Annotated in this window: 19 protein-coding genes, 1 tRNA gene and 2 riboswitches; of the genes, 11 read left to right on the plus strand and 9 right to left on the minus strand. The window is 65.8% G+C overall.

Annotated elements, in window-relative coordinates:
• Positions 1-83: 83 nt before the first annotated feature.
• The gene (locus tag P5W99_RS14645) at positions 84-968 is read right to left on the minus strand and encodes a BadF/BadG/BcrA/BcrD ATPase family protein (protein WP_434661256.1); all 885 of its coding nucleotides are present in this window, start codon (positions 966-968) and stop codon (positions 84-86) included.
• A gap of 153 nt (positions 969-1121) precedes the next feature.
• Between P5W99_RS14645 and P5W99_RS14650 the strand changes: the two genes are divergently transcribed.
• Together P5W99_RS14650 and P5W99_RS14655 are read left to right on the plus strand one after the other, a co-directional pair.
• The gene (locus P5W99_RS14650; protein ID WP_421025047.1) at positions 1122-1748 is read left to right on the plus strand and encodes a DNA-3-methyladenine glycosylase I; all 627 of its coding nucleotides are present in this window, start codon (positions 1122-1124) and stop codon (positions 1746-1748) included.
• 228 nt (positions 1749-1976) lie between these two features.
• On the plus strand, positions 1977-2423 hold the full coding sequence (locus P5W99_RS14655; protein WP_421025048.1) for a hypothetical protein: 447 nt from the start codon (positions 1977-1979) through the stop codon (positions 2421-2423).
• A 110-nt stretch (positions 2424-2533) separates the two neighbouring features.
• Here the strand turns inward: P5W99_RS14655 and rpsU are convergent, their stop codons facing one another.
• From rpsU to P5W99_RS14675, 4 genes are all read right to left on the minus strand, one after another.
• Positions 2534-2746: a 30S ribosomal protein S21 gene (rpsU, locus tag P5W99_RS14660; protein WP_004198205.1), complete on the minus strand. Its 213-nt coding sequence runs from the start codon at positions 2744-2746 to the stop codon at positions 2534-2536.
• A gap of 437 nt (positions 2747-3183) precedes the next feature.
• Entirely contained in the window at positions 3184-4125 is a 942-nt protein-coding gene (locus P5W99_RS14665) for an aldo/keto reductase (protein ID WP_421025049.1), read from the minus strand.
• 196 nt (positions 4126-4321) lie between these two features.
• A complete protein-coding gene (locus P5W99_RS14670) occupies positions 4322-6487 on the minus strand; it encodes a phosphocholine-specific phospholipase C (protein WP_421073829.1) in 2166 nt (721 codons plus the stop codon).
• A gap of 56 nt (positions 6488-6543) precedes the next feature.
• A complete protein-coding gene (locus tag P5W99_RS14675; protein ID WP_421025051.1) occupies positions 6544-6906 on the minus strand; it encodes a hypothetical protein in 363 nt (120 codons plus the stop codon).
• A 142-nt stretch (positions 6907-7048) separates the two neighbouring features.
• On the opposite strand from P5W99_RS14675, the gene P5W99_RS14680 reads away from it, so the two are divergent.
• Entirely contained in the window at positions 7049-7957 is a 909-nt protein-coding gene (locus tag P5W99_RS14680; RefSeq protein ID WP_421025052.1) for a LysR family transcriptional regulator, read from the plus strand.
• 12 nt (positions 7958-7969) lie between these two features.
• On the opposite strand, the gene P5W99_RS14685 is transcribed toward P5W99_RS14680, so the two are convergent.
• The 3 genes from P5W99_RS14685 to P5W99_RS14695 all read right to left on the minus strand — a co-directional run bounded on the left by P5W99_RS14685 (position 7970) and on the right by P5W99_RS14695 (position 8660).
• Positions 7970-8242, minus strand: a complete 273-nt coding sequence (locus P5W99_RS14685) for a hypothetical protein (RefSeq protein ID WP_421073831.1) — start codon at positions 8240-8242, stop codon at positions 7970-7972.
• 28 nt (positions 8243-8270) lie between these two features.
• Entirely contained in the window at positions 8271-8534 is a 264-nt protein-coding gene (locus P5W99_RS14690) for a tlde1 domain-containing protein (RefSeq protein ID WP_434661288.1), read from the minus strand.
• Positions 8535-8584: 50 nt separating this feature from the next.
• Positions 8585-8660: transfer RNA gene (locus P5W99_RS14695), tRNA-Arg, on the minus strand.
• Positions 8661-9004: 344 nt separating this feature from the next.
• Between P5W99_RS14695 and P5W99_RS14700 the strand changes: the two genes are divergently transcribed.
• On the plus strand, positions 9005-9898 hold the full coding sequence (locus P5W99_RS14700; RefSeq protein WP_421025055.1) for a c-type cytochrome: 894 nt from the start codon (positions 9005-9007) through the stop codon (positions 9896-9898).
• A 133-nt stretch (positions 9899-10031) separates the two neighbouring features.
• Here the strand turns inward: P5W99_RS14700 and P5W99_RS14705 are convergent, their stop codons facing one another.
• Positions 10032-12122 (minus strand): UvrD-helicase domain-containing protein, encoded by a 2091-nt coding sequence (locus P5W99_RS14705; RefSeq protein ID WP_421025056.1) that lies wholly within the window; start codon positions 12120-12122, stop codon positions 10032-10034.
• Positions 12123-12423: 301 nt separating this feature from the next.
• On the opposite strand from P5W99_RS14705, the gene P5W99_RS14710 reads away from it, so the two are divergent.
• The 7 genes from P5W99_RS14710 (at position 12424) to P5W99_RS14740 (ending at position 21973) form a co-directional block, all read left to right on the plus strand.
• A complete protein-coding gene (locus P5W99_RS14710) occupies positions 12424-13473 on the plus strand; it encodes an oxidoreductase (RefSeq protein WP_421025057.1) in 1050 nt (349 codons plus the stop codon).
• A 181-nt stretch (positions 13474-13654) separates the two neighbouring features.
• Positions 13655-14026: a hypothetical protein gene (locus P5W99_RS14715; protein WP_421025295.1), complete on the plus strand. Its 372-nt coding sequence runs from the start codon at positions 13655-13657 to the stop codon at positions 14024-14026.
• A gap of 96 nt (positions 14027-14122) precedes the next feature.
• Positions 14123-14238: riboswitch (glycine riboswitch) on the plus strand.
• Between the two features lie 48 nt (positions 14239-14286).
• A riboswitch (glycine riboswitch) is annotated at positions 14287-14430 on the plus strand.
• Between the two features lie 89 nt (positions 14431-14519).
• Positions 14520-15638, plus strand: a complete 1119-nt coding sequence (gcvT, locus tag P5W99_RS14720) for a glycine cleavage system aminomethyltransferase GcvT (protein WP_421025058.1) — start codon at positions 14520-14522, stop codon at positions 15636-15638.
• A gap of 79 nt (positions 15639-15717) precedes the next feature.
• Positions 15718-16098 carry a glycine cleavage system protein GcvH gene (gcvH, locus tag P5W99_RS14725; protein WP_421025059.1) on the plus strand — a complete coding sequence of 127 codons (381 nt, stop codon included), beginning with the start codon at positions 15718-15720 and terminating at the stop codon, positions 16096-16098.
• Positions 16099-16197: 99 nt separating this feature from the next.
• Positions 16198-19164 carry an aminomethyl-transferring glycine dehydrogenase gene (gcvP, locus tag P5W99_RS14730; RefSeq protein WP_434661291.1) on the plus strand — a complete coding sequence of 989 codons (2967 nt, stop codon included), beginning with the start codon at positions 16198-16200 and terminating at the stop codon, positions 19162-19164.
• 278 nt (positions 19165-19442) lie between these two features.
• The gene (locus P5W99_RS14735; RefSeq protein ID WP_421025296.1) at positions 19443-20489 is read left to right on the plus strand and encodes an alginate lyase family protein; all 1047 of its coding nucleotides are present in this window, start codon (positions 19443-19445) and stop codon (positions 20487-20489) included.
• A 95-nt stretch (positions 20490-20584) separates the two neighbouring features.
• Complete coding sequence (locus P5W99_RS14740) at positions 20585-21973, plus strand: L-serine ammonia-lyase (protein ID WP_421025061.1); 1389 nt, start codon at positions 20585-20587, stop codon at positions 21971-21973.
• The last annotated feature ends 58 nt before the right edge of the window (positions 21974-22031 follow it).

Raw genomic sequence — 22031 nt, forward strand, 5'->3', positions numbered from 1 at the left:
GGAAACCCTGAATGCTAGCACCTGGCGCCGAGCGCCGCAGCGGTGAGCGTCCGTGCGGGCGCTTCGGGCTCCACTGCGCTCGTCTACCCACCGCCGAGCCGCGCTCCCTCGCGCCGGGCAAGCATCAAGGCCCCTGTGGCGGAATCGGCGAGGGGGGCGCGCAAGCGCTCGCGCAACCCTTGCGGAACCCAATCGCGCAGCGGCTGGGCGAGGCCGCCGGCCAGCGCCGCAGGCAACGCGGCTTCGGGATCGAGCGCCGAAATCAGGCACGCGACGGCCTCGCCGGCTTCGCTCAGCAGCTTCGCCGCGAATGGGTGATCGCGGTACGCGAGCACCACGGGCGCGAGGCTCGCATAAGCGGTCTGATTGGCCGCGCATTGCCAGACGATCAGACTCTCGCGATCGGCTGCACCAATATGGGCGAGCAACGCACGCGAGAAGGCATCGGGCGCGACGCGGCCATCGAGCGACTGTTGCGCCCACACGATCGCGCGCAGGCCGAACCACGCGCCGCTCGCTTCGTCGCCAGACGGAAAGCCGAAACCGCCAGCGATGCGGCACACGCCATGTACATCGAGCGCGGCGGCAATGCTGCCCGTGCCGAGCGCCACGACCACACCCGGCTCGCCACCATGCGCGCCGAGCAGTGACGTATAGACGTCGCTCTCGACCGCGAGTCCCGCAACGGGCGGCGCCGCCGCGCGAAATGCAGCCAGCCAGTCGGGGTTGTTCACACCCGCCAGACCGCAGCCGAGCACGCAGCGCGACCAGTCGAACGTCAACCCGGCTTGCGTAAAAGCGGCGCACGCGCCTTCTTCGATCGATTGCCAGGCGCGTGCGATGCCGAGCCCGAGCCCGGAAGGTCCGGCGGATGCACGCGCGAGCTCCGCGCCATGGAGGTCGCCCAGCGCGACGCGCGTGCCGGTACCGCCGCCATCCACGCCGATCAACCAGGAATATTTCTGCATGATGTTTGCCGCGCCGTGCGCACCGGTGAGTTGAAGAGGATCGAGCCGTGAGACTAACGGCTCGGCGTCTTTCGCACAATTGGCCGGACGGCCAGATGGCGGCGCACGGCCGATCCGCTATCCTTGCTGGGCTACTCGCAAGGAGAATTCACCGTGACACACCGCTGCAACTGGGTATCGGCTGGCGCGTCGCCACAGTATGTGCAATACCACGACGAGGAGTGGGGAGTGCCCTCGCGCGACGACCGGCATCTCTATGAAATGCTCGTGCTCGAAGGCGCGCAGGCGGGGCTGTCGTGGTCGACGATTCTCAACAAGCGCGAAGGTTATCGCCGCGCATTCGCCAACTTCGACGTCGAGAAAGTCGCGCGCTTCACGCCGAAGCACGTAGAGGCGCTCATGCAGGACGCCTCGATCGTGCGCAACCGCGCCAAGATCGAGGCCGCCATTCTCAATGCGCGCGCCGTGCAGCAAATTCAGGCGGAACACGGCTCGCTGGCGGCATTCGTCTGGTCGTTCGTCGACCACACCCCCATCCAGAACGACCTGATCTCGTATCGCGACGCGCCCACGTCCACCGAAATCTCCGACGCACTCAGCAAGGCGCTCAAGAAGTACGGCTGCAAGTTCGTCGGCACCACCATCTGCTATGCGTTCATGCAGGCCGTGGGCATGGTCAACGACCACGAGCGCGACTGCATGTGCCGCAAAACCTGCGCGGTGCTTGGCGGCGCGAAGCCCAAGGCACGGGGCAAGGCACGCACGGCAGAAAGCGCCTGATAAAGCGTTGCGCGAACGGCGAATCGGCGCGATTTCATCCTGCCTTGGTGCGCGGCCCAACGGTTTTCTTTGCCCGCGCCGTTATAACGGATATCGGATGTATCTGTGGTTGTTGCGTCGGCAGAAGACGCAGCACGGGGGCGCCAGCAACGGGGAGACACCCGCCGCCAAGCGCGTGGCAGCGCATCCGCACGACCTCACCGCTGTGCGTCGCGCAGGGGGGCTGAAATGAAAAACGTGCACTTCCTGAATCATCAGGAGATTTTCGACCGCGCCGTGGCGCACCTCCATGGACAAGGGCGCGCAGCGCTGCTGCCCAGCGGCGGCGGAGCCTATCGGGGCGGTTATAGCGGCGGCTCGTGCCACTACGGCGGCTGCCCGGTCGGCAGCTTCATCCGTGCGCGCGACTACATGAGCGCCATGGAAGGCATCCCCGTGCGTTACCTTTCGCGCGCGGAGAACGAGGTGCCCGCCTGGATGGACGTGGGTGTCGCCGCGCTGAAGAAAGCGCTCCTGCGCGCCCATATCAACATTTACGATCCCAATACCGTCGATCTCCTGAGCTGCCTGCAAAACGTCCACGATGTTTTTGGCGTCTGGGAGTGGCACGACCGGCTACTGTCGATCGCCTCGCAGTTCGGGCTTTCGCCGCAGCGGCTTCAGGATGCTGCCTGAGCCTGCACGGCGCCATCGAGCCGATGCACAAGCCGATGCCAGAAATGCAAACGGCGGCGCAGCTTCTTGCGAAGCATGCGCCGCCGTCAGGCGGAAGCTGAAGCGTGCTCTTAGTGGAGCTTCTTCGGCAGCATCTGGCTGCGCAGACGCTTGTGCAGGCGCTTGACTGCAGCAGCCTTCTTGCGCTTGCGCACGGCCGTCGGCTTTTCGTAAGCTTGACGCTCACGCAGCTCGGCGATCAGGCCGTTTTTTTCGATTGCACGGCGGAAGCGGCGGATGGCCACTTCGAACGGCTCGTTTTCCTTCAGAAGAATCGTCGTCATGTATTTCCTAACTCAATCGCTTGATACGGTTCAAAGGCGCAAATGGCAAAAAACCAGGCATATGCCACTCACGCACCGGCCCTCCGGTCGTTCGCCACGATGGGGCGCAACGATAGGCAAGGCGGCCACGGAGGCCGGAAAAGAGAAGTAGGGGGTTCACAGCGGAACGCGATCAGGTCGACCTTGATGCAACACACCTGACCGCCGGTTTGCGGCCGCCAACAGTAACGAACACGGCAACAAAACAGGCAAAGATCTCAATTCACTCTCAATGATATCAGGAAAAGATTCGCGTGACCAGGCTTTCTTGATTCTACTCAGGCACTTGCGTGGCGGGCACCGCCGGTGGCCCGCCACCGACCTTCAGGAGTCCTGGATACGCGTTTTGGCGCCTGCCAGGGGACCCCAGACAGGTTCAAACGAGGCCCAAACGAGGCTCAGGCGCTCGCGTCGTTGAGCGCCTGAATGTCCGCCGGATCGAGTTTCAGGCGCACCGCCGCCACGAGGCTGTCGAGCTGTTCGAGCGACGTCGCGCTCGCGATCGGCGCGGTAATGCTGGGCCGCGCGATCAGCCAGGCGAGCGCCACGGCCGCCAGCGAGCTGCCATGGCGCCCGGCCACGTAATCGAGCGCCGCGAGAATACGCACACCCCGATGGTCGAGATAGCGCTCGACGCGCGAGCCGCGCGTGCTCTTCGCAAGGTCTTCGCGCGAACGGTACTTGCCCGACAGAAAACCGCTCGCCAGACTGTAATAGGGCACGACCGCGAGCTTCTGCGCGAGCGCTACCGGCTCGATATCGGCCTCGTAAGCCGCGCGGTCGTACAGGTTGTATTCGGGCTGGACGATCTGGTACGCGGGCAGCCCGGTCTTGTGCGCCAGCGCAAGCGCTTCCTCGAGGCGCGCGCCCGTGTAATTCGACGCGCCCACCACGCGCACCTTGCCGGCCTCGATCAGGCGCTGATACGCGCCGAGCGTCTCTTCGAGCGGCACCTTCTGATCGTCCTCGTGCGAGAAGTAGACATCGATATAGTCGGTCTGCAGGCGGCGCAGCGAATCCTCCACGGCGGCCGCGATATTCGCAGCCGAGAGACCGGGGCGGCGCGGGTCCTTCGCCACCTTGGTTGCAATCACCACTTTTTCGCGCCTGCCGCTTTGCGCGAGCCATTTGCCGATGAGCGTCTCCGATTCCCCGCCCTGGTTGCCAGGCGCCCAGGCCGAGTAGACGTCGGCGGTATCGATGAAATTCAGGCCTGCTTCGGTGAACGCATCGAGAATCGAGAACGAAGTTGCTTCGTCGGCGGTCCAGCCGAATACGTTGCCGCCGAACATGAGCGGTGCGACCTGCAAGGCCGAAGTGCCGATTCTGCGTAGTTCCATGACGTTTCCTTTGCCTTGTTGACCGGTGTAGCGCGAGGGCAGAAAGCGTTGAGCATACGCCCGCTCGCGCGATGCCGCAGCGCGGCCGGCCATCGTGACGAATCGTGCCGACACTCGCGCAAAATCTGCGCCTCAATGAAAAACCGCGTGGCCGGCATTGCACCGGCCACGCGGCATTCCCCGCACCCTGCGCCGGTCAGCGCTTCACCGGCCCCGGATCGCTCTGGCTCGGCCGGCCCGTCTCGAGGTGGCCCGCGAAGCGGCGCACGACCTTGTCCGTCGCGCCGCCCACCGTCGTCGCCGAGATGTTCAGGTCGTACCAGCCATGGCTCGAGCTCAGTTCCCAGTGGTCCTGCATGGTCTGCCCGGCTTGCACCGTGTACTGGCGCGAGTGCGCGCTGCTGTACGCGTTGTCGACGGTCACGCTGCACGCGGCGGTGCCGCTGTTGCTCAGCTCAAGATAAATGTGGCGATTGCGCACGTCGTAGCCGATGCGCACTTCCGGGCTCGCATGATGGCCATCGGCCGCGATTTGCACGTTGCCCTGGAATTCGCACAGATAGCCGTTCGGGCCGTAGACGGCGAGATGATAGGCACCCTGCGCAATCGAAGTGCTCCAGTAATCGGCGAACTGATCGTTTGCTGCGACCGTATAGCGGCGCGGCGGATTGGCCGGGCTCAAGCGATCGTAGACGTAGAACGCCGCGCCCGCTGCGCCGGTGTTCGCGAAATCGAGCCACAGATTGCCGTCGTGGCCGCTCACCCGGCTGTGCACGAACACTTCATACGGCAGCGCGCGCGCCGGACGCGCGCCGGGCTCCTGCGCCGGCATGGTCTGCTGCGCGGGCACCTGGTACGCCTGACCGGCCGTCTGGATGTGCTTGGGCACCGCGAAGCTCACCGTCGACGTGTCCGGCTTGCCGGAGAAGTCGAACGCCGACGTGAGGTCGCCGCAAACCGAACGGCGCCACGCGCTGATGTTGGGCTCCTGCACGCCGAAGCGCGCCTCGAGAAAACGCAGCACCGAGGTGTGATCGAAGGTCTCCGAACACACCCAGCCGCCCTTGGACCACGGCGAGATCACGATCAGCGGCACGCGCGGTCCGAGACCGACCGGCTGGATGCCGCCGGGATCGGCGCCCGGGATCAGCGGACCCATCTCCTGCGGATACCGGCCGAGATCGAGATACTCGTCGCCGATGTTCGAGAGCAGGCTCGACGACATCATCCCCTGGCCGTTCGGCCCGCTTGCGAGCGGCGGCACCGGCGGCACGACGTGGTCGAACAGGCCGTCGTTCTCGTCGTAATTGAGGATGAACGCGGTCTTCGCCCACACGTCCGGGTTCGAGGTCAGCGCCTCGAGGACCATGTTGATATAGAACGCGCCATCGGTGGGCGATGCGGACGGGTGCTCGCTGTACTTGTATGGCGAGACGATCCATGACACCTGCGGGAGCTGGTTCGCCTGCACATCGGCCTTGAAGCCAGCCAGCGTGCGGTCCGTCGCGCCCTTGTCGACGAGCGGGCCGCTCGCGCCTTCCTTCACCTGGAACTTCTTGAAGAACATCAGCGAGTTATCGGTGTAGTTGTCGGTCGGGTCGCCCGGAATGCCAGTACCGCCCTGATACACCTTCCAGCTGATGTTCGCGTTCTCCAGACGCTCGGCGTACGTCGTCCACGTGTAGCCGTTCACGTCGTCGCGCTCGCCGATGCCCGGGCCGTTCGGCGGATTGCCGTAGATGTTGCGAGGGTCGATCGTGCCGGTCCACAGGTAGATGCGGTTCGGCGCGGTATCCGCGTGCGCGGAGCAGTGGTACGCGTCGCAGATCGTGAACGCATCGGCGAGCGCGTAGTGGTACATCACGTCCTCGCGCTTCAGATAACCCATCGTCAGCACGTCCTGCTTCTGGTTCACCCACTGGTCCCACTGGCCGTTGTTCCACGCGAGGTGGCCGCTGCTCCAGCCATGGTTCGTGCCGGGCTGGAATTCGGTGGTCTGCTTCGGATCGAGATAGAACGGCAGCACGTAGGGCGCCGTGGAACTCAGGCCGCGCGATTGGTAGTGCGAGGTCTGCACCGAAGCGGGCGGCTGCTGCCACACCGGCGCGCCGCTGGGCAGCAGATGCGGACGCGGATCGTTGAAGCCGCGCACACCGCGCAGGCCGCCGAAGTAATGGTCGAACGAGCGGTTTTCCTGCATGAAGATCACGACGTGCTCGACGTCCTGAATCGTGCCGGTGCGGGTCGCGGCGGGCATGGCAAGCGCCTTGCGGATCGCGGGCGGAAAGCTCGCATAGGCAGCCATCGCGCCCGCCGACTGGGCGGCGATGCGCAGAAAGTCGCGTCTGTTTTTCGACGACATGGGAGATCCTGTTATTGGGGGAGGAATTGGGGAAAAGCGTGGATGCGGCCAGCGCATCAATGCGCGCTGCTCGTGCCGGAGCCGGGCGCCCAGTGCATCTCGGGCGCGCCCGGTGGCTTGTCTTCGGCGTTCGGGTTCGCGTCGGCGCCCGCCATTTGCTGGCCGTTTTGCTGACTGCTGTGCCGACTGCTTGGCGAGCCAGTTTGCTGGCTGTTCTGCGGGCTAGATTGCTGACTGCGCGTGCTCGGCGAAGCCGACGAGCCGTCGCTGCCGCTGCCGTCGCACGCAGCGAGAGCAAGAGAAAAAAGAAGCGCCGCCCAGACGGCGCGCGAATCGATTCGACGCATGAGGATCGGTCCGTGGATGACGAATGCGCTCATTAACGCATCGACGAATGTCCTCGCAGTGACCGGTTCCATCAGGTTTCTTTCGGTGCACCTCAGCTTTTTTGCTCGAAACCCGGTGGGCGCTTGCGCCGACTCGACATCCGCGCGCGTCATGCAACGGACACATCGGTTCGCTACGCTGACGCGCGGGCGAGCCGGAAAAGAGGATGGGATTTTGTTCGATCAGTTGAAGGCGTTCCACGCGACGGTCCGTCAGGGCAGCATCACGCGTGCGGCGCGGCACCTCGGCGTGAGTCAGCCGACCATCGCCGCGCAGATCCGTCAGATCGAGCAGCTATACGGCGTCGAGTTGTTCTACCGCAGCGGACGCCGCCTCGCGGTCACCGAAACCGGCATCGCGCTCCTGCCGCTCGTCGAGAAAATGATCGACCTGGAAGCGCAGGCCGATATCATGCTGCGCAACGTCGGTGGCCTGTTCGAAGGTCAATTGCGGCTAGGCGCAACCGGGCCGTATTACATCATGGAAGCGATTGGCCGCTTCTCGAAGGCGCATCCGGCCATTGCGCTCACCTGCCGGATCGGCAATTCGGAAGACATTCTCAATGCGCTGCACGAGTTTCACATCGACCTCGCGGTGTCGTCGCAGCGCAATGACGCGGATGGGCTCGAGCGGCGCGTGATTTCGAGCGATCCGCTCGTGCTCGTGGTGCATCGCAGTCATTCGCTTGCGCGCTTCGACGTGATCGACGCCGCGCGCCTTGCCGAGGTGCGTCTTTTGATTCGCGAAGCAGGATCGGTCACGCGCCGCTGCACCGAGGAGATCCTCGCGAAAGCCGGTGTCGCGCCGGCGTCGGTCGCGGAGATCGGCAGCCGCGAGGCGATTCGCGAAGCGATCCTGCACGGCGTAGGCGGCAGCATTTTTCCGCACGGCGAGGCGGAGCGGCATCCGGATCTGCGGGTGATTGCGCTGCGCGGCGTGGACACGACTATCGATGAGTATGTCTATTACCTGAAGGCGCGGCGGCAGAGTCCGGCGATCGATGCGTTTTTGGCGTGTATCGTGCCGGGCGGGGAGGCTAGTGAGGTGGATTCGAAGCTGAGTGACGCTTCGGTGGGGTGTTGAGGAGTGCGTCTTTCATGTCGAAGCGCGCCAACGGCGCAGCGCGACATTCGCAAGCCACACCAGCAGCGCAGCAACGATCATCGCGGCGGCGATGATGACCAGCAAGCCAGTCGTTTCAATGTCATCTGCGTTCTTGACGGTGTCCACGCCAAACGCATGCATCACGAACGCGATCGACGCCGATAGCGGCGAGAATTCGCAGGGCAAACTAACGATCCAGCGGGAGAGCAGGAAGCCGAGTACGAGCGTCGTAATAATGTTCGCGCTGTAACGAACCCACTTCATTGGCGGACCTCTACCGTGCCGTAGGCTTTCAGAGTTGTATCCGGAATCGGCAGCGTCGCACCTTCTCGCGCAGGTAGCTACTCAGTTGCGCAAAGCCGGCAGGATTGGCGAGCGTAATGCAGCCTTCGCTACGTCGCATCGGACCGATCGGATGTAGTCGGAAGGAGCCGCGTCGCACGCCGTTGACGAACGTTTCATCATCGATTTTTTCGTCGTCACGATACAGAGCGAACCATTGGCTGCGGTCCGTTCCATAGCCGTGTGTTCGCGCGAAGTCGTATAGCCATCCCAAACGTCCTGGCGATCGACAATCGCTAAGCTATTGTATTTTCATGCATTTCTTGGCGCGCCCGGCTGGGATCGAACCAGCAACCCCTGCCTTCGGAGGGCAGTACTCTATCCATTGAGCTACGGGCGCATTGAGGTGCAGTTGCCGCCGGGAGCCCGAAGAAAACGGGGATAGCGACACCGCAATGAGACCGAGAGAATACCCGGTTTCGATGCCGGCGTCCACCGCGCGCGCCTTGACTGGCGTACCCGCCAGCCATAAGCCCCACGCCTCGCCCCTGCAATCCGTCACCATTTACCCAAACACCCCCCGCTGCGCCGCACCACTTCGGGTAAACGCCCGCTGAAGAGCCCCCGCCTGCGGCAACCCGCTGCGAAACCTTGCGTCTATAATCGTCCGTGCTTGATCTATCGCAAGGCTGTTGCCGTCCTGCTGTACCGCTCACCACAATACCAACGGGAGTCGAGACAAGCATGAGCGAAGCACCCCACGGAGCCCCGATCAAAACGCCCGGGCAGTTGATTGCCGCTGTCATTGCCGGGTTTGCCGTCCCCATCGTCATCATCATTCTGCTCGCCTACTACGTCGACAACACGACGCGCACCGGAGCGGGCACCGATGAACTCTCTACCGACCAGGTCGCCGCGCGCATCGCGCCGCTCGCGCAGGTGTCGGTGCACGACGCCAATGCGCCGCGCGTCTACAAGACTGGCGAGCAGGTCTATCAGGCCGTCTGCTCCGCGTGTCACGCGAGCGGCGCGGCAGGCGCGCCCAAGTTCGGCAATTCGGGCGACTGGGCGCCGCGCATCTCCCAAGGCTTCGATACGCTCGTGAAAACGGCGCTCGCCGGCAAAGGCGCCATGCCCCCGCGCGGCGGCACGAGCCCCGACGATTACAGCGATTACGAGATCAGCCGGGCCATCGTCTACATGGCGAACCACGGCGGTGCGAACTTCCAGGATCCGCCGCAGCCTGCGCCGGCTGCGGCAGCCGCAAGCGCTGCGCCGGCCTCAGACGCCAATGCAGCAGCCGACGCGCAAGCCGCAGCCGCAAAAGCGGCGATCGCCGCGATCGGGCAAACGTCTTCCGCACCGGCCGCAGGCGGCGCGGGCCAGAGCGCCGACGCCTCGCAGGCGGGCAAGGCCCTCTATCAGCAGGTCTGCCAGGCATGCCACGCAGCTGGCGTGCTCGGCGCGCCGAAGTTCGGCAACAAGGACGACTGGGCGCCGCGCCTGAAAGATCCGATGGACAAGATCTACAACTACGCGCTGCACGGCAAGGGCCAGATGCCGCCCAAGGGCGGTTCGAGCGCCTCCGACGCCGACGTGAAGGCCGCCGTCGACTATATGGTGAGCGCGGCAAAGTAAGCGCGTCGTCGCCTGAATGCCGCCGCAACGACAGCACGCGGCGCAAGCCGCATGGCGCACAACGACAAAGGGCTGCATCGCATGCGATGCAGCCCTTTTCATTTCACGCCCGCAGCCGAAGAAGCCCGCGCCCTCAGCCCTTCTGCAGCAACGCCTTCAGGCTCGCGAGCCGGTCCTTCGGCGACATCGGCGCTTCTTCCGCGGTGGGCGGCGGCGCGTCGTCGAGTCCCATCTCGGGGATGAAGCGCGACGCCTCGCACACCACGGTCTCGCGCGCCCGCTTGCGCTTCTTGCACCAGTTCAGATGCAGGCTGCGCTGCGCGCGCGTGATCGCCACGTACATGAGCCGGCGCTCTTCCTCGATGCGCGCGTCGTCGATCACGTCGTCCTCGGAGCCGCCACGGTGCGGCATGATCCCCTCTTCCACGCCCACCAGGAACACATGCGGATACTCGAGCCCCTTCGACGCGTGCACGGTCGACAGGCGCACCGCGTCCGGGTCTTCCTCCTTGCCTTCGAGCATCGACATCAGCGCCACGGTCTGGATCAGGCCCATCAGGTTCTTGCCGGTGTCGGCCAGACCGTCGGTGTTGTCATAACCGGTGGCTTCGCTGTCCTCGCCGATCTGCTGTTCGGGTTTCGTGCCCTTGCGCTTGAGCCATTCGAGGAATTCGAGCACGTTCTGCCACTTCGACTGCGCCTGGCGCTCGTCGAACGCGTCGTAGAGATACGCTTCGTAGTGGATCGCGTCCATGAGGTCGTCGAGCACGACCGTCGCCGGATCTTTATGCGCGCGCTCGGCGAGGCGTTGCATGAAGTCGCAGAACACGCGCATCGGCTCGACCTGGCGCGCCGAAAGCCGCGCTTCGATGCCGCCCATGTAGACGGCCTCGAACAACGAAACCTTCGCCTGCCCCGCGAACGAGCCGAGCGCTTCGAGCGTGGTGTTGCCCACGCCGCGGCGCGGCGTGGTGATCGCGCGGATGAACGCGGGATCGTCGTCGTGGTTGGCAATCAGGCGCAGGTACGCGCAGATGTCCTTGATCTCCGCCTTGTCGAAAAACGACTGCCCGCCCGAGAGCACGTAGGGAATGCGCTCGCGGCGCAGCACCTGTTCGAAGATGCGCGCCTGGAAGTTGCCGCGATAAAGAATCGCGTAGTCGCGGAACTGCGCGCGGCGCTCGAACTTGTGCGCGGAGAGGCGGAACACCACCGATTCCGCTTCGTGCTCTTCGTCGTTGCAGGGCGTGACCGTGATGGTGTCGCCCATGCCGTGCTCGGACCAGAGCTTCTTTTCGAACAGCTTAGGGTTGTTCGCAATGACGTTGTTCGCCGCCGTGAGAATGCGCACCGTCGAGCGGTAGTTCTGCTCGAGCTTGACCACGTGCAGCTTCGGATAGTCCTTGCCGAGCTGCGCGAGATTTTCGATCGTCGCGCCGCGCCAGCCGTAGATCGCCTGATCGTCGTCGCCCACCGCCGTGAACGCGGCGCGCGGACCCGCCAGCAGCTTGAGCAACTCGTACTGGCAGGTGTTGGTATCCTGGTACTCGTCGATCAGCAGATAGCGCAGCTTGTTTTGCCAGCGCTCGCGCACCGGCTCGTTGCTGGCGAAGAGCTCGGTGGGCAGGCGAATCAGGTCGTCGAAATCGACGGCCTGGTAGGCGTGCAGCGTCGCCACGTAGTTGCGGTAGACAATCGCGGCCTGGTGCTCGTCTTCGTTCGACGCGGTGGCGAGCGCCTCCTCGGGCATCACGAGGCCGTTCTTCCACAGCGAGATGATCGACTGGATCTTGCGGATGAAGCCTTTATCCGTCGAGCCCACCTGCTCCTGAATCATGGAGAAGCAGTCGTCGGAGTCCATGATGGAGAACTGGGGCTTCAGGCCCAGGTGCTCGGCTTCCTGGCGCAGGATCTGCACGCCCAGCGAGTGGAACGTGCAAACCGTCAACTGGTTGGTCGGCACCTTGCGGCCTTCCTTGCCGGGCGTGGTGAGCGTCTTGCCTTCGAGCAGCTTGCCCACGCGCTCGCGCATTTCGGCGGCGGCCTTGTTGGTGAAGGTGACGGCCGCGATATGGCGCGGCTCGAAGCCTTTCGCTTCGATCAGATGCGCGATTTTCTGCGTGATCACACGCGTCTTGCCGCTGCCCGCGCCGGCGAGCACGAGACAGGGACCGTCGAGATAGCGCACCGCTTCGCTTTGGGCGGGATTCAGGCCTGCGGACATCGTTGCTGGATTGGAAAAACAGGTGGTACGGCTGGGAGGCGTGCGTTTCGTGGCGCTGCGGCTTCAGGCCCCAAGGGCTTTAAAGCGCGGCGGCCGGCACGGCATGGCGCGAGGCGCGCGCAACAGCGCTGCGGCCTCTCACGCGAGAGGTGCGATGTTAACACGAGGCGGCTTCACATCGATGCGGCCCCGATGCCGTTCACGCGTCGCCCCTGCTACGCGTGCCACAATGACGGGCTCCCGCCACCCCCGGCGACGGCTCGCGCCGCGCCGCTTCATTGCTGGAAAGAGGACGCGCTTCATGACTGCCCCCCTGCAAATCGGCCTGATGGGCTACGGCTTCGCCGGCCAGACCTTCCACGCTCCCGTGATCGCCCATAGCGGCGCCGCCACGCTTGCCGTCATCGCGACGAGCCAGGCCGAGCGCGCGCAGGCCGACTACCCGGACGCCGCGATCGTCCCGGACTTAGACGCCCTGCTCTCGCTCGACGCCATCGAATGCGTAGTGATCGCCACGCCCAACGACACGCACTACGAGCTCGCGCGCCGCACGCTGGAGCGCGGCAAGCATGTGCTCGTCGACAAGCCGGTCACGCTCAGCGCTGAAGAGGCGCGCACGCTCGCGGCCATCGCGAAGCAGCGTGGCCTCGTGTTCGCGCCGTTCCACAACCGCCGCTGGGACGGCGACTTCCTCACCGTGCGCGAGCTGCTCGCGAACGGCGCGCTGGGGCGCGTCACGCACTTCGAATCGCATTTCGACCGCTTCCGCCCGCAGGTGCGCCAGCGCTGGCGCGAGGACGCCACGCGCGGCGGCGGCCTGCTCTACGACCTCGGGCCGCATCTGATCGACCAGGCGCTCGCGCTGTTCGGTGCGCCCGAGGCAGTCACGGCGTTCGTCCACGCGCGCCGCGACAATGCCAGCGCGCCCGACTACGCGCATCTCATGCTGCGCTACCCCGGCCATGACGCCGTGCTCCACGCGAGCGCGCTGGCCGCGTTCGCGCCGCGCTTCGTGATTCATGGCACGCGCGGCAGCTACCTGAAGAACGGGCTCGATACGCAGGAAGATCAATTGAAGGCGGGGCTGCGTCCGGGCCAGCCCGGTTTCGGCGAAGGCAACGAAGCGGGCCGCCTGCACACACTGGCCGACGATGGCACGGAAGCCGAGCGCACCGCGCCCAACGCCGCCGGCAATTACGCCGATCTCTATCGCGCGCTCGCGGCCGCGATCCGCGATGGCGAGCCATTCCCGGTGAGCCCGCAGGATGCCATTGACGTGATGAGCATCATCGAGATCGCCACGCAAAGCGCTGCCGAAGGCCGCACGATTGCGTTCACGCGTGCAGCTTGAGCCGCCCGCCTCGCAGCTTGCATTTCACCGACGCGGCTGAAAGGTCTGAACAAATCGTTACAAGTGCGCGCCGCACCCGGGTCATCGGGCGGCGCGCGCGGCACGTTTGCGGACGTACGACGCAAAAAAATGCAGCAACGACGACGAGAAGCTGCAAACAAGGAGAGTCTCAATGACCCGTTTGAACCGTGCCATCCGCTACGCCGCCGCCGGCGCGCTCATCTCGACGCTCGCTGCGTGCGTGGTCAACCAGTCCGCCCCGCGCCCCACCGTGGTGGTGGCCCCGAATCCCGGCCCGAGCCCGCATGATGTGGCCGTGGAGCGCCTGCATCAGATCGACGGACGCCTCGACAATCTGGGCCGCCGCATCGATATGCGCGTGAATCAGGGCTACTATCCGCCGCCCCAGGGGGCTGCGCTCCATCACCGCCTCGACACGATCCGCGGCGAAGCGCACGACATGGCCAGCCAGCACGGCGGCGGCATCTCCGCCGACGAGCAACACGTGCTGAACCAGGAGCTGGATACGGCGGCGCGCGCGATCGGTGAGTAACCCGGCACCTCAGGCGACGCGCTGTGCAGCCAGCCGCGCGCCGCCTGCCCCGATTTTTTCCGCATTGACACACCGCCCAAGCGTCGCGCACAATCGCTGCGCGCGCCGGGAGAGCGCGCCGTTTGTCGCACCCTGCCATCGAGCGGGTGCAATGCGCGGCGCCGCCGAAGGGGCAACCCACAAACTCTCAGGCAAAAGGACCGTGCGCGCCGGACCTTCGAATCGCCCGCTCGCCTTCCAGCGCAGCGCGTGAATTTCGAATCCGCAACTCTGGAGAGCGGTAGTAGAACGGCGGCGGAGGATCGTAACTCCTGGCGTTCAGGCTGCCCACCGAAGGGGCGCGCGCCATCGAGCACCATCAAGCACGGCGCAATCTCTCAGGTATCGAGGACAGAGGGGCCATGCAAGAACCGACCCCAGGCATTGGGCCTGTGGCGTTTCCTGCATGGCCTTTTTCGTTTTCGCGCGATTTTTCGTGACCGCCTGAGGCCCCATGACCGAACTCAAACGCACCCCGCTGAACGACTCGCATCGCGCGCTCAATGCCCGCATGGTCGACTTCGGCGGCTGGGACATGCCCGTCAACTACGGCTCGCAGATCGACGAGCATCGCGCCGTGCGCACCGATGCCGGCATGTTCGACGTCTCGCACATGTGCGTCGTCGACTTCTCGGGCGCGAAGACGCGCGAGTTCTTCGCCCGCGCGCTCGCCAACAACGTGGCCAAGCTCGTCACGCCGGGCAAGGCGCTCTACTCGTGCATGCTGAACCCCGAAGGCGGCGTGATCGACGACCTGATCGTCTATTACTTTGCTGAAGATACGTTCCGCACCGTGGTCAACGCGGGCACCGCCGAAAAAGACATCGCCTGGTTCGAGAAGCTCAACGCCGAAGGCGGCTTCGGCCTCACCGTCACGCCGCGCCGCGATCTCGCGATCGTCGCCGTGCAGGGCCCGAACGCACGCGAAAAGGTCTGGCAAGTCGCGCCCGCCTCGCGCAGCGCCACCGAACTGCTCAAGCCCTTCAACGCCGCGAAGATCGAAGCCTCGCCGTTCGGCGAATTGATGATCGCTCGCACCGGTTACACCGGTGAGGACGGCTTCGAAGTCGTGCTGCCCGCCGCCGCCGTGGGCGAGTTCTGGGATGCCCTGCAGCGCCAGGGCGTGAAGCCCTGCGGCCTCGGCGCGCGCGACACGCTGCGCCTCGAAGCGGGCATGAATCTCTACGGCCAGGACATGGACGACACCGTCTCGCCGCTCGACGCGGGCCTTGCCTGGACCGTCGACATGAAGGAGCCGCGCGACTTCGTCGGCCGCCCCGTGCTCGAAGCCAACGGCTCGCGCATGGCCTTCGTCGGCCTGATCCTGCAAAAGGAAAACGGCAAGGCCGGCGGTGTGCTGCGCGCGCACCAGAAAGTCGTCACGCCGCAGGGCGAAGGTGAAATCACGAGCGGCACCTTCTCGCCGACGATGCAGGAATCGATCGCCTTCGCGCGCGTGCCCCAGGGCGTGCAGCCGGGCGACGTCGTGCAGGTGTTGATCCGCGATAAGGCCCTGCCCGCAAGCGTGGTAAAACTGCCCTTCGTGCGCAACGGCAAGGTGCTCGCCGCTTGAGCCAAGGCGATCCGCGAGGATCCGCGCCACGCACGCCCCCCCTCTTTCAAGCCATAACGAACCACGCACTGGAGCAACCATGAGCATCCCGGCCGATCTGAAATACACCGAATCGCACGAATGGATCCGCACCGAAGCCGACGGCACGCTGACCGTCGGCATCACCGACCACGCGCAGGAAGCCCTCGGCGACATCGTCTTCCTCGAACTGCCTGATGCGGGCCGCGCCGTCACCGCCGGCGACGCGGTTGCCGTGATCGAGTCGGTCAAGGCCGCCTCGGACATCTACGCACCGGTCGCGGGTGAGATCATCGAATCGAACTCGGCGCTGGTCGACACCCCGGACCAGGTGAACGGCGCCCCGTACGAGTCATGGCTCTTCAAGATCAAGCCGGCCGCCGACGCCAAGCTCGACGCGCTGATCGACGCTGCTGCGTACGAAAAGGCCATCGGCGCCTGATCGGCCATTCAGCAGGCAACCCTGTCTTAACCGTAACGGCGCGGACGGCGCGCACTTCAACCCGCGCCGCCCGTGCCGGTAGTAAAACCCGGAACCCCCATGAAGCTCGAACACCCGGATCGTCTGATGAACTCCCCGCTCTCGCTTGCTGCGCTCGAAGCGCATGACGCTTTCGCCGCCCGCCACATCGGCCCCGATTCGGCCGACCAGCAGGCGATGCTCGACGCGCTCGGCTTCGCCTCGCGCGCCGCGCTGATCGATGCGGTGATTCCGGCGAAGATCCGCCGCAACGAGACGCTGCCGCTCGGGCCGTTCTCGCAGCCGCGCTCGGAAGCCGAAGCGCTTGCCGCGCTGCGCGCGCTCGCGGACAAGAACCAGGTGTTCCGCTCCTATATCGGGCAGGGCTACTACGACACGCACACGCCGGCCGTGATCCTGCGCAACGTGCTCGAAAACCCGGCCTGGTACACGGCCTACACGCCGTACCAGCCGGAAATCTCGCAGGGCCGCCTCGAAGCCCTGCTGAACTTCCAGCAAATGATCGTCGACTTGACGGGCCTCGCGATCTCGAACGCGTCGCTGCTCGACGAGGCCACCGCCGCCGCCGAAGCGATGACGCTCGTGCAGCGCGTGGGCAAGTCGAAGTCGAACGTGTTCTTCGTCGCCGACGACGTGCTGCCGCAAACCATCGAAGTGGTGAAGACGCGTGCGAAGCCGATCGGCGTCGAGGTGAAGGTCGGTCCCGCCGCCGAGGCGGCGCAAGCAGGCGCGTTCGGCGTGCTGCTCCAGTATCCTGGCGTGAACGGCGATGTGCGCGACTACCGCGAACTCGCCGCCGCCGTCCACGCAGCCGGCGGCTCGGTCATCGCCGCCGCCGACCTGCTCGCGCTCACCGTGCTCGCGCCGCCGGGCGAATGGGGCGCCGATGTGGCCGTGGGCAACTCGCAGCGCTTTGGCGTGCCGATGGGCTTCGGCGGCCCGCACGCGGCCTATCTCGCGGTGAAGGACGAATTCAAGCGCCAGATGCCGGGCCGTCTCGTCGGCGTGACCGTCGACGCCCAGGGCAACCCGGCGCTGCGCCTCGCGCTGCAAACGCGCGAGCAACACATTCGCCGTGAAAAGGCCACTTCGAACGTCTGCACGGCGCAGGCCCTGCTCGCGATCATGGCGAGCATGTACGCGGTCTATCACGGCCCGCAGGGCCTCAAACGCATCGCGCAGCGCGTGAACCGCGTCGCGGCCATTCTGGCGGCGGGTGCCAAGCAACTGGGCTACACGCTCGTGAACGAATCGTTCTTCGACACGCTCACGTTCGAAGCAGGCGCGCGCACCCAGGCGCTGCACGACGCGGCGCTCGCGCGCGGCATGAACCTGCGCCGCGTGAGCGAGACGCGCGTGGGCATTTCCGTCGACGAAACCACCACGCGCGGCGATCTGGCCGATCTGCTCGCCGTGTTCGCGCAAGCCGCGTTCACAAACGAAGCGCCCTCGGTCGATGCGCTCGACGCACAACTCGCGGCGCAGGAAGCGGCCACGTTCCCGGCCGCGCTCGTGCGCGAGAGCACGTACCTCACGCATCCGATCTTCAACTGCCATCATTCGGAAACGGAAATGCTGCGCTATTTGCGCAGCCTCGCCGATAAGGACCTCGCGCTCGACCGCTCGATGATCCCGCTCGGCTCGTGCACGATGAAGCTCAACGCCACCTCGGAGATGCTGCCGGTCACGTGGCCCGAGTTCGGCCGCATCCACCCGTTCGCGCCCACCGAGCAGACCGTCGGCTATCGCGAGATGGTCGATCAGCTCGAGCAGATGCTGGTGGCGGCCACGGGCTACGCCGCCGTCTCGCTGCAGCCGAACGCAGGCTCGCAGGGCGAGTACGCGGGCCTGCTCATCATCCACGCGTACCACGCTTCGCGCGGCGAAGGCCATCGCAACGTCTGCCTGATTCCCGCTTCGGCGCACGGCACCAATCCGGCTTCGGCGCAGATGGCCGGCATGCAGGTCGTGGTGGTCGCGTGCGACGCCCAGGGCAACATCGATCTCGCCGACCTCAAGGCCAAGGCCGAACAGCACGCTGCGAAGCTCGCGGCGATCATGATCACGTATCCGTCGACGCACGGCGTGTTCGAAGGCAACGTGCGCGAAGTCTGCGAGATCGTGCACGCGCACGGCGGCCAGGTCTACGTGGACGGCGCGAACATGAACGCGATGGTGGGCCTCGCGGCCCCCGGCCAGTTCGGCGGCGACGTCTCGCACCTGAACCTGCACAAGACCTTCTGCATTCCGCACGGCGGCGGCGGACCCGGCGTCGGTCCAGTGGCGGTGGGCGCGCACCTCGCGCAATTCCTGCCGAACCAGCTTTCCTCGGGCTACAAGCGCTCGACCGACCAGGGCAACGGCATCGGCGCGGTGAGCGCGGCGCCCTACGGCTCGGCCTCGATCCTGCCGATCTCGTGGATGTACATCGCGATGATGGGCGCGACCAACCTCACCGCCGCAACGGAAATGGCGATCCTCAACGCGAACTACGTCGCGAAGAAGCTCGCGCCGCACTATCCGGTGCTCTACAGCGGCCCGGGCGGCCTGGTCGCGCACGAGTGCATTCTCGATCTGCGCCCCGTCAAGGATTCGAGCGGCATCACCGTGGACGACGTCGCCAAGCGCCTGATGGACTACGGCTTCCACGCGCCCACCATGAGCTTCCCGGTGCCGGGCACGCTGATGGTCGAGCCGACCGAGTCGGAGTCGAAGGAAGAGCTCGACCGCTTCATCGACGCCATGGTTGCAATCCGCGAGGAAATCCGCGCCGTGGAAGAGGGCCGCGCGGACAAGGAAGACAACCCGCTGCGTCACGCGCCGCATACGGCAGCGGTCGTGGTCGCCAACGAGTGGCAGCACGGCTACTCGCGCGAGCAGGCAGCCTATCCGGTGGCGTCGCTCGTCGCGCGCAAGTACTGGCCGCCGGTTGGCCGCGCCGACAACGTCTACGGCGACCGCAACCTGTTCTGCTCGTGCGTGCCGATCAGCGAATATGCGAGCGAAAACGCCGGCCAGGGCGAATAAAACGCGCCCGATCGCTCAGTCAATGCAACACCAGCAGCCGCCGCACGCTCCGCGAGGAGCCGCGGCGGTTTTTGCTCGCCGCACATTTGCCCCCGCAAACTCGCGCCAAACCGTTAACATCACACACCTGTCAGCCTTGAACCAGGGAGTCGCGCATGGCGCGGAAGGTGGGAACGGCCTTGACCGGGCATGCCCCGGCGGCAACACAAGCCACGCGGGCCACGAACGGTGCATCGGGCCGACACGCGCGGGCATTCGTCACGGCCTGGCTGTTCGGCATGGGACTTGCTGGTCCGGGCGCGGCGAATCTCGCCCATGCGGCCATGAACTTCTGCGCGGCGCCCGCGCTGCAGACGAGCGAGCGCACCAACGCCGATCCGGGCGTGAAAGCGCTCGTGGCGGAGGTGCAGGCGCACGTGAACGACGTGCCGCATCCGCTGGCACGGCTGCACACGGAAGGCACACTCCCGCACGAGGGCATCTACGACCAGAGCGTGGAGGCCGAGAAGGAACTCGACCTGATGCGCAACGCGGCGCTCGCCTGGCGCGCCACGAGCGACGACCGCTACCTGAAACTCGTCGACCGCTTTCTGTTCGCGTGGGTCACGACCTATCAGCCGAGCTTCAACCCCATCGACGAAACGCACTTCGACGGGCTGATTCTCGCCTACGACATGACCGCGAGCGCGCTGCCCGTGAAAACGCGCAATGCCACCATGGTGTTCCTGAACAAATTCGTGAACGGCTACATCAAGCAGGTGGACGAGCAGCCGCGCCCGCTCACGGGCACGTTCGCGAACAACTGGCAAAGCCACCGGGTCAAACTGATAGCGATGGCGGCGTTCACGCTCGACAACCGCAAGCTGATTGCGGCGGCGCAGCGGCTGTTCATCGAGCAGATTGGCAACAACGTCGCGCCCGACGGCGCGACGCTCGATTTCACGGAGCGCGATGCGCTGCACTACGTGACCTACGACCTGGAGCCGCTGGTGGCCGCCGCGCTCGCCGCGCGCCGGCACAACCGCAATTGGCTGCCCGAGCGTGGAACCAACGGCGCGACGCTCGCGAGCGCACTGAACTGGCTCACGCCCTATGCGATGGGCGAGAAGACCCACGAGGAATTCGTACGTTCGAGCGTGCCGTTCGACGCCAGGCGCCGCGAAGCCGGGTTGCCCGGTTACACCGGCGCATGGGATCCGAAGAACGCCGCCGAGCTGTATCACCTGGCCGCCCGACTGGACGGCCGCTATACGCCAATCGCGCTGCGTCTCGCGCCCACGCCGCCGGCGTGGCTGGCCGTCTGTCTGCCGTTGCCGGCGCGCTGACAAGCGCGCCGTGGTGGCGGTGGGTGCGGCGGGCAGCGAGATCAGGCGTGCGCGGCACTCATTGAAACCGACTAGACGAAGCAGGAGCAGTACCCATGGCAGTAAGCGTTTTCGATCTCTTCAAAATCGGCATCGGGCCGTCGAGTTCGCACACCGTAGGGCCGATGCGCGCGGCGCTGATGTTCGCGGAAGGACTCGAGCGCGACGGACTGCTCGCGTCCACCGCCTCCGTGAAGGTCGAGCTGTACGGCTCGCTCGGCGCGACCGGCAAGGGCCACGGCACCGACCGCGGCGTGATGCTCGGCCTGATGGGCGACGCGCCCGACACCGTCAACCCCGATACCATCTCCGAGCGCCTCGAAACCGTGCGCGTCTCGCGCCAGCTCGCGCTGCTCGGCAGCCACGTCGTCCCGTTCGTGCAGAAGGAGCACATCGCCTTTTATCGCCAGGCGCTGCCCGAGCATCCGAACGGCATGAAGCTGCGCGCGCTCGACGCGAGCGGCGCGACGCTGCGCGAGAGCACCTATCTCTCCGTGGGCGGCGGCTTCGTGGTCACCGCGGGCGCGGCCAACACCAAAGTGCTGGCCGCCGCGCAGCAACTGCCGCATCCGTTCGGCACGGGCGCCGAAATGCTCGCGATGTGCCAATCGACGGGCAAGAGCATCGCGCAGCTGATGCTCGACAACGAACGCATCTGGCATAGCGACGCGGAAATCCGCTCGGGCCTGCTGCGCATCTGGGACGTGATGCAATCGTGCGTGTCGCGCGGCTGCGGCATCAACAACCCCGACGCCGACGGCACGCTGCCCGGCCCGTTCCAGGTGAAGCGGCGCGCCGCGCAGCTCTACAAGGCGCTCACCGGCAACCCCGAGCGCGCGCTGCAAGACCCGCTCTCGATGATCGACTGGATCAACCTCTACGCGATCGCCGTGAACGAGGAAAACGCCGCCGGCGGACGCGTCGTGACCGCGCCCACCAATGGCGCGGCAGGCATCATTCCCGCCGTGCTCCACTACTACGTGCGCTTCACGCCCGGCGCCAACGAGCAAGGCGTGATCGACTTCCTGCTCACGGCCGCGGCCATCGGGATTCTGTACAAGCTCAACGCGTCGATCTCGGGCGCGGAAGTCGGCTGCCAGGGCGAAGTGGGCGTGGCCTGCTCGATGGCCGCGGGCGCGCTGGCCGCTGTGCTCGGCGGCACGCCCAAGCAGGTGGAGAACGCCGCCGAAATCGGCATGGAGCACAACCTCGGCCTCACCTGCGACCCGGTGGGCGGCATGGTGCAGATTCCCTGCATCGAGCGCAACGCGATGGCCTCGGTGAAAGCCGTGAACGCCGCGCGCATGGCGCTGCGCGGCGACGGCGCGCACTACGTCTCGCTCGACTCCGTCATCAAGACGATGCGCGAGACCGGCGCCGACATGAAGACGAAGTACAAGGAAACGTCGCGCGGCGGGCTCGCGGTGAACATCGTCGAGTGCTGATGCGCGGGCTTCCGGCGCAATTCAAACTTGATTCGGACGTATTCACATCACGAACGAA

It is taken from the genome of Paraburkholderia sp. A3BS-1L, from assembly GCF_051125215.1.
Classification (GTDB): domain Bacteria; phylum Pseudomonadota; class Gammaproteobacteria; order Burkholderiales; family Burkholderiaceae; genus Paraburkholderia.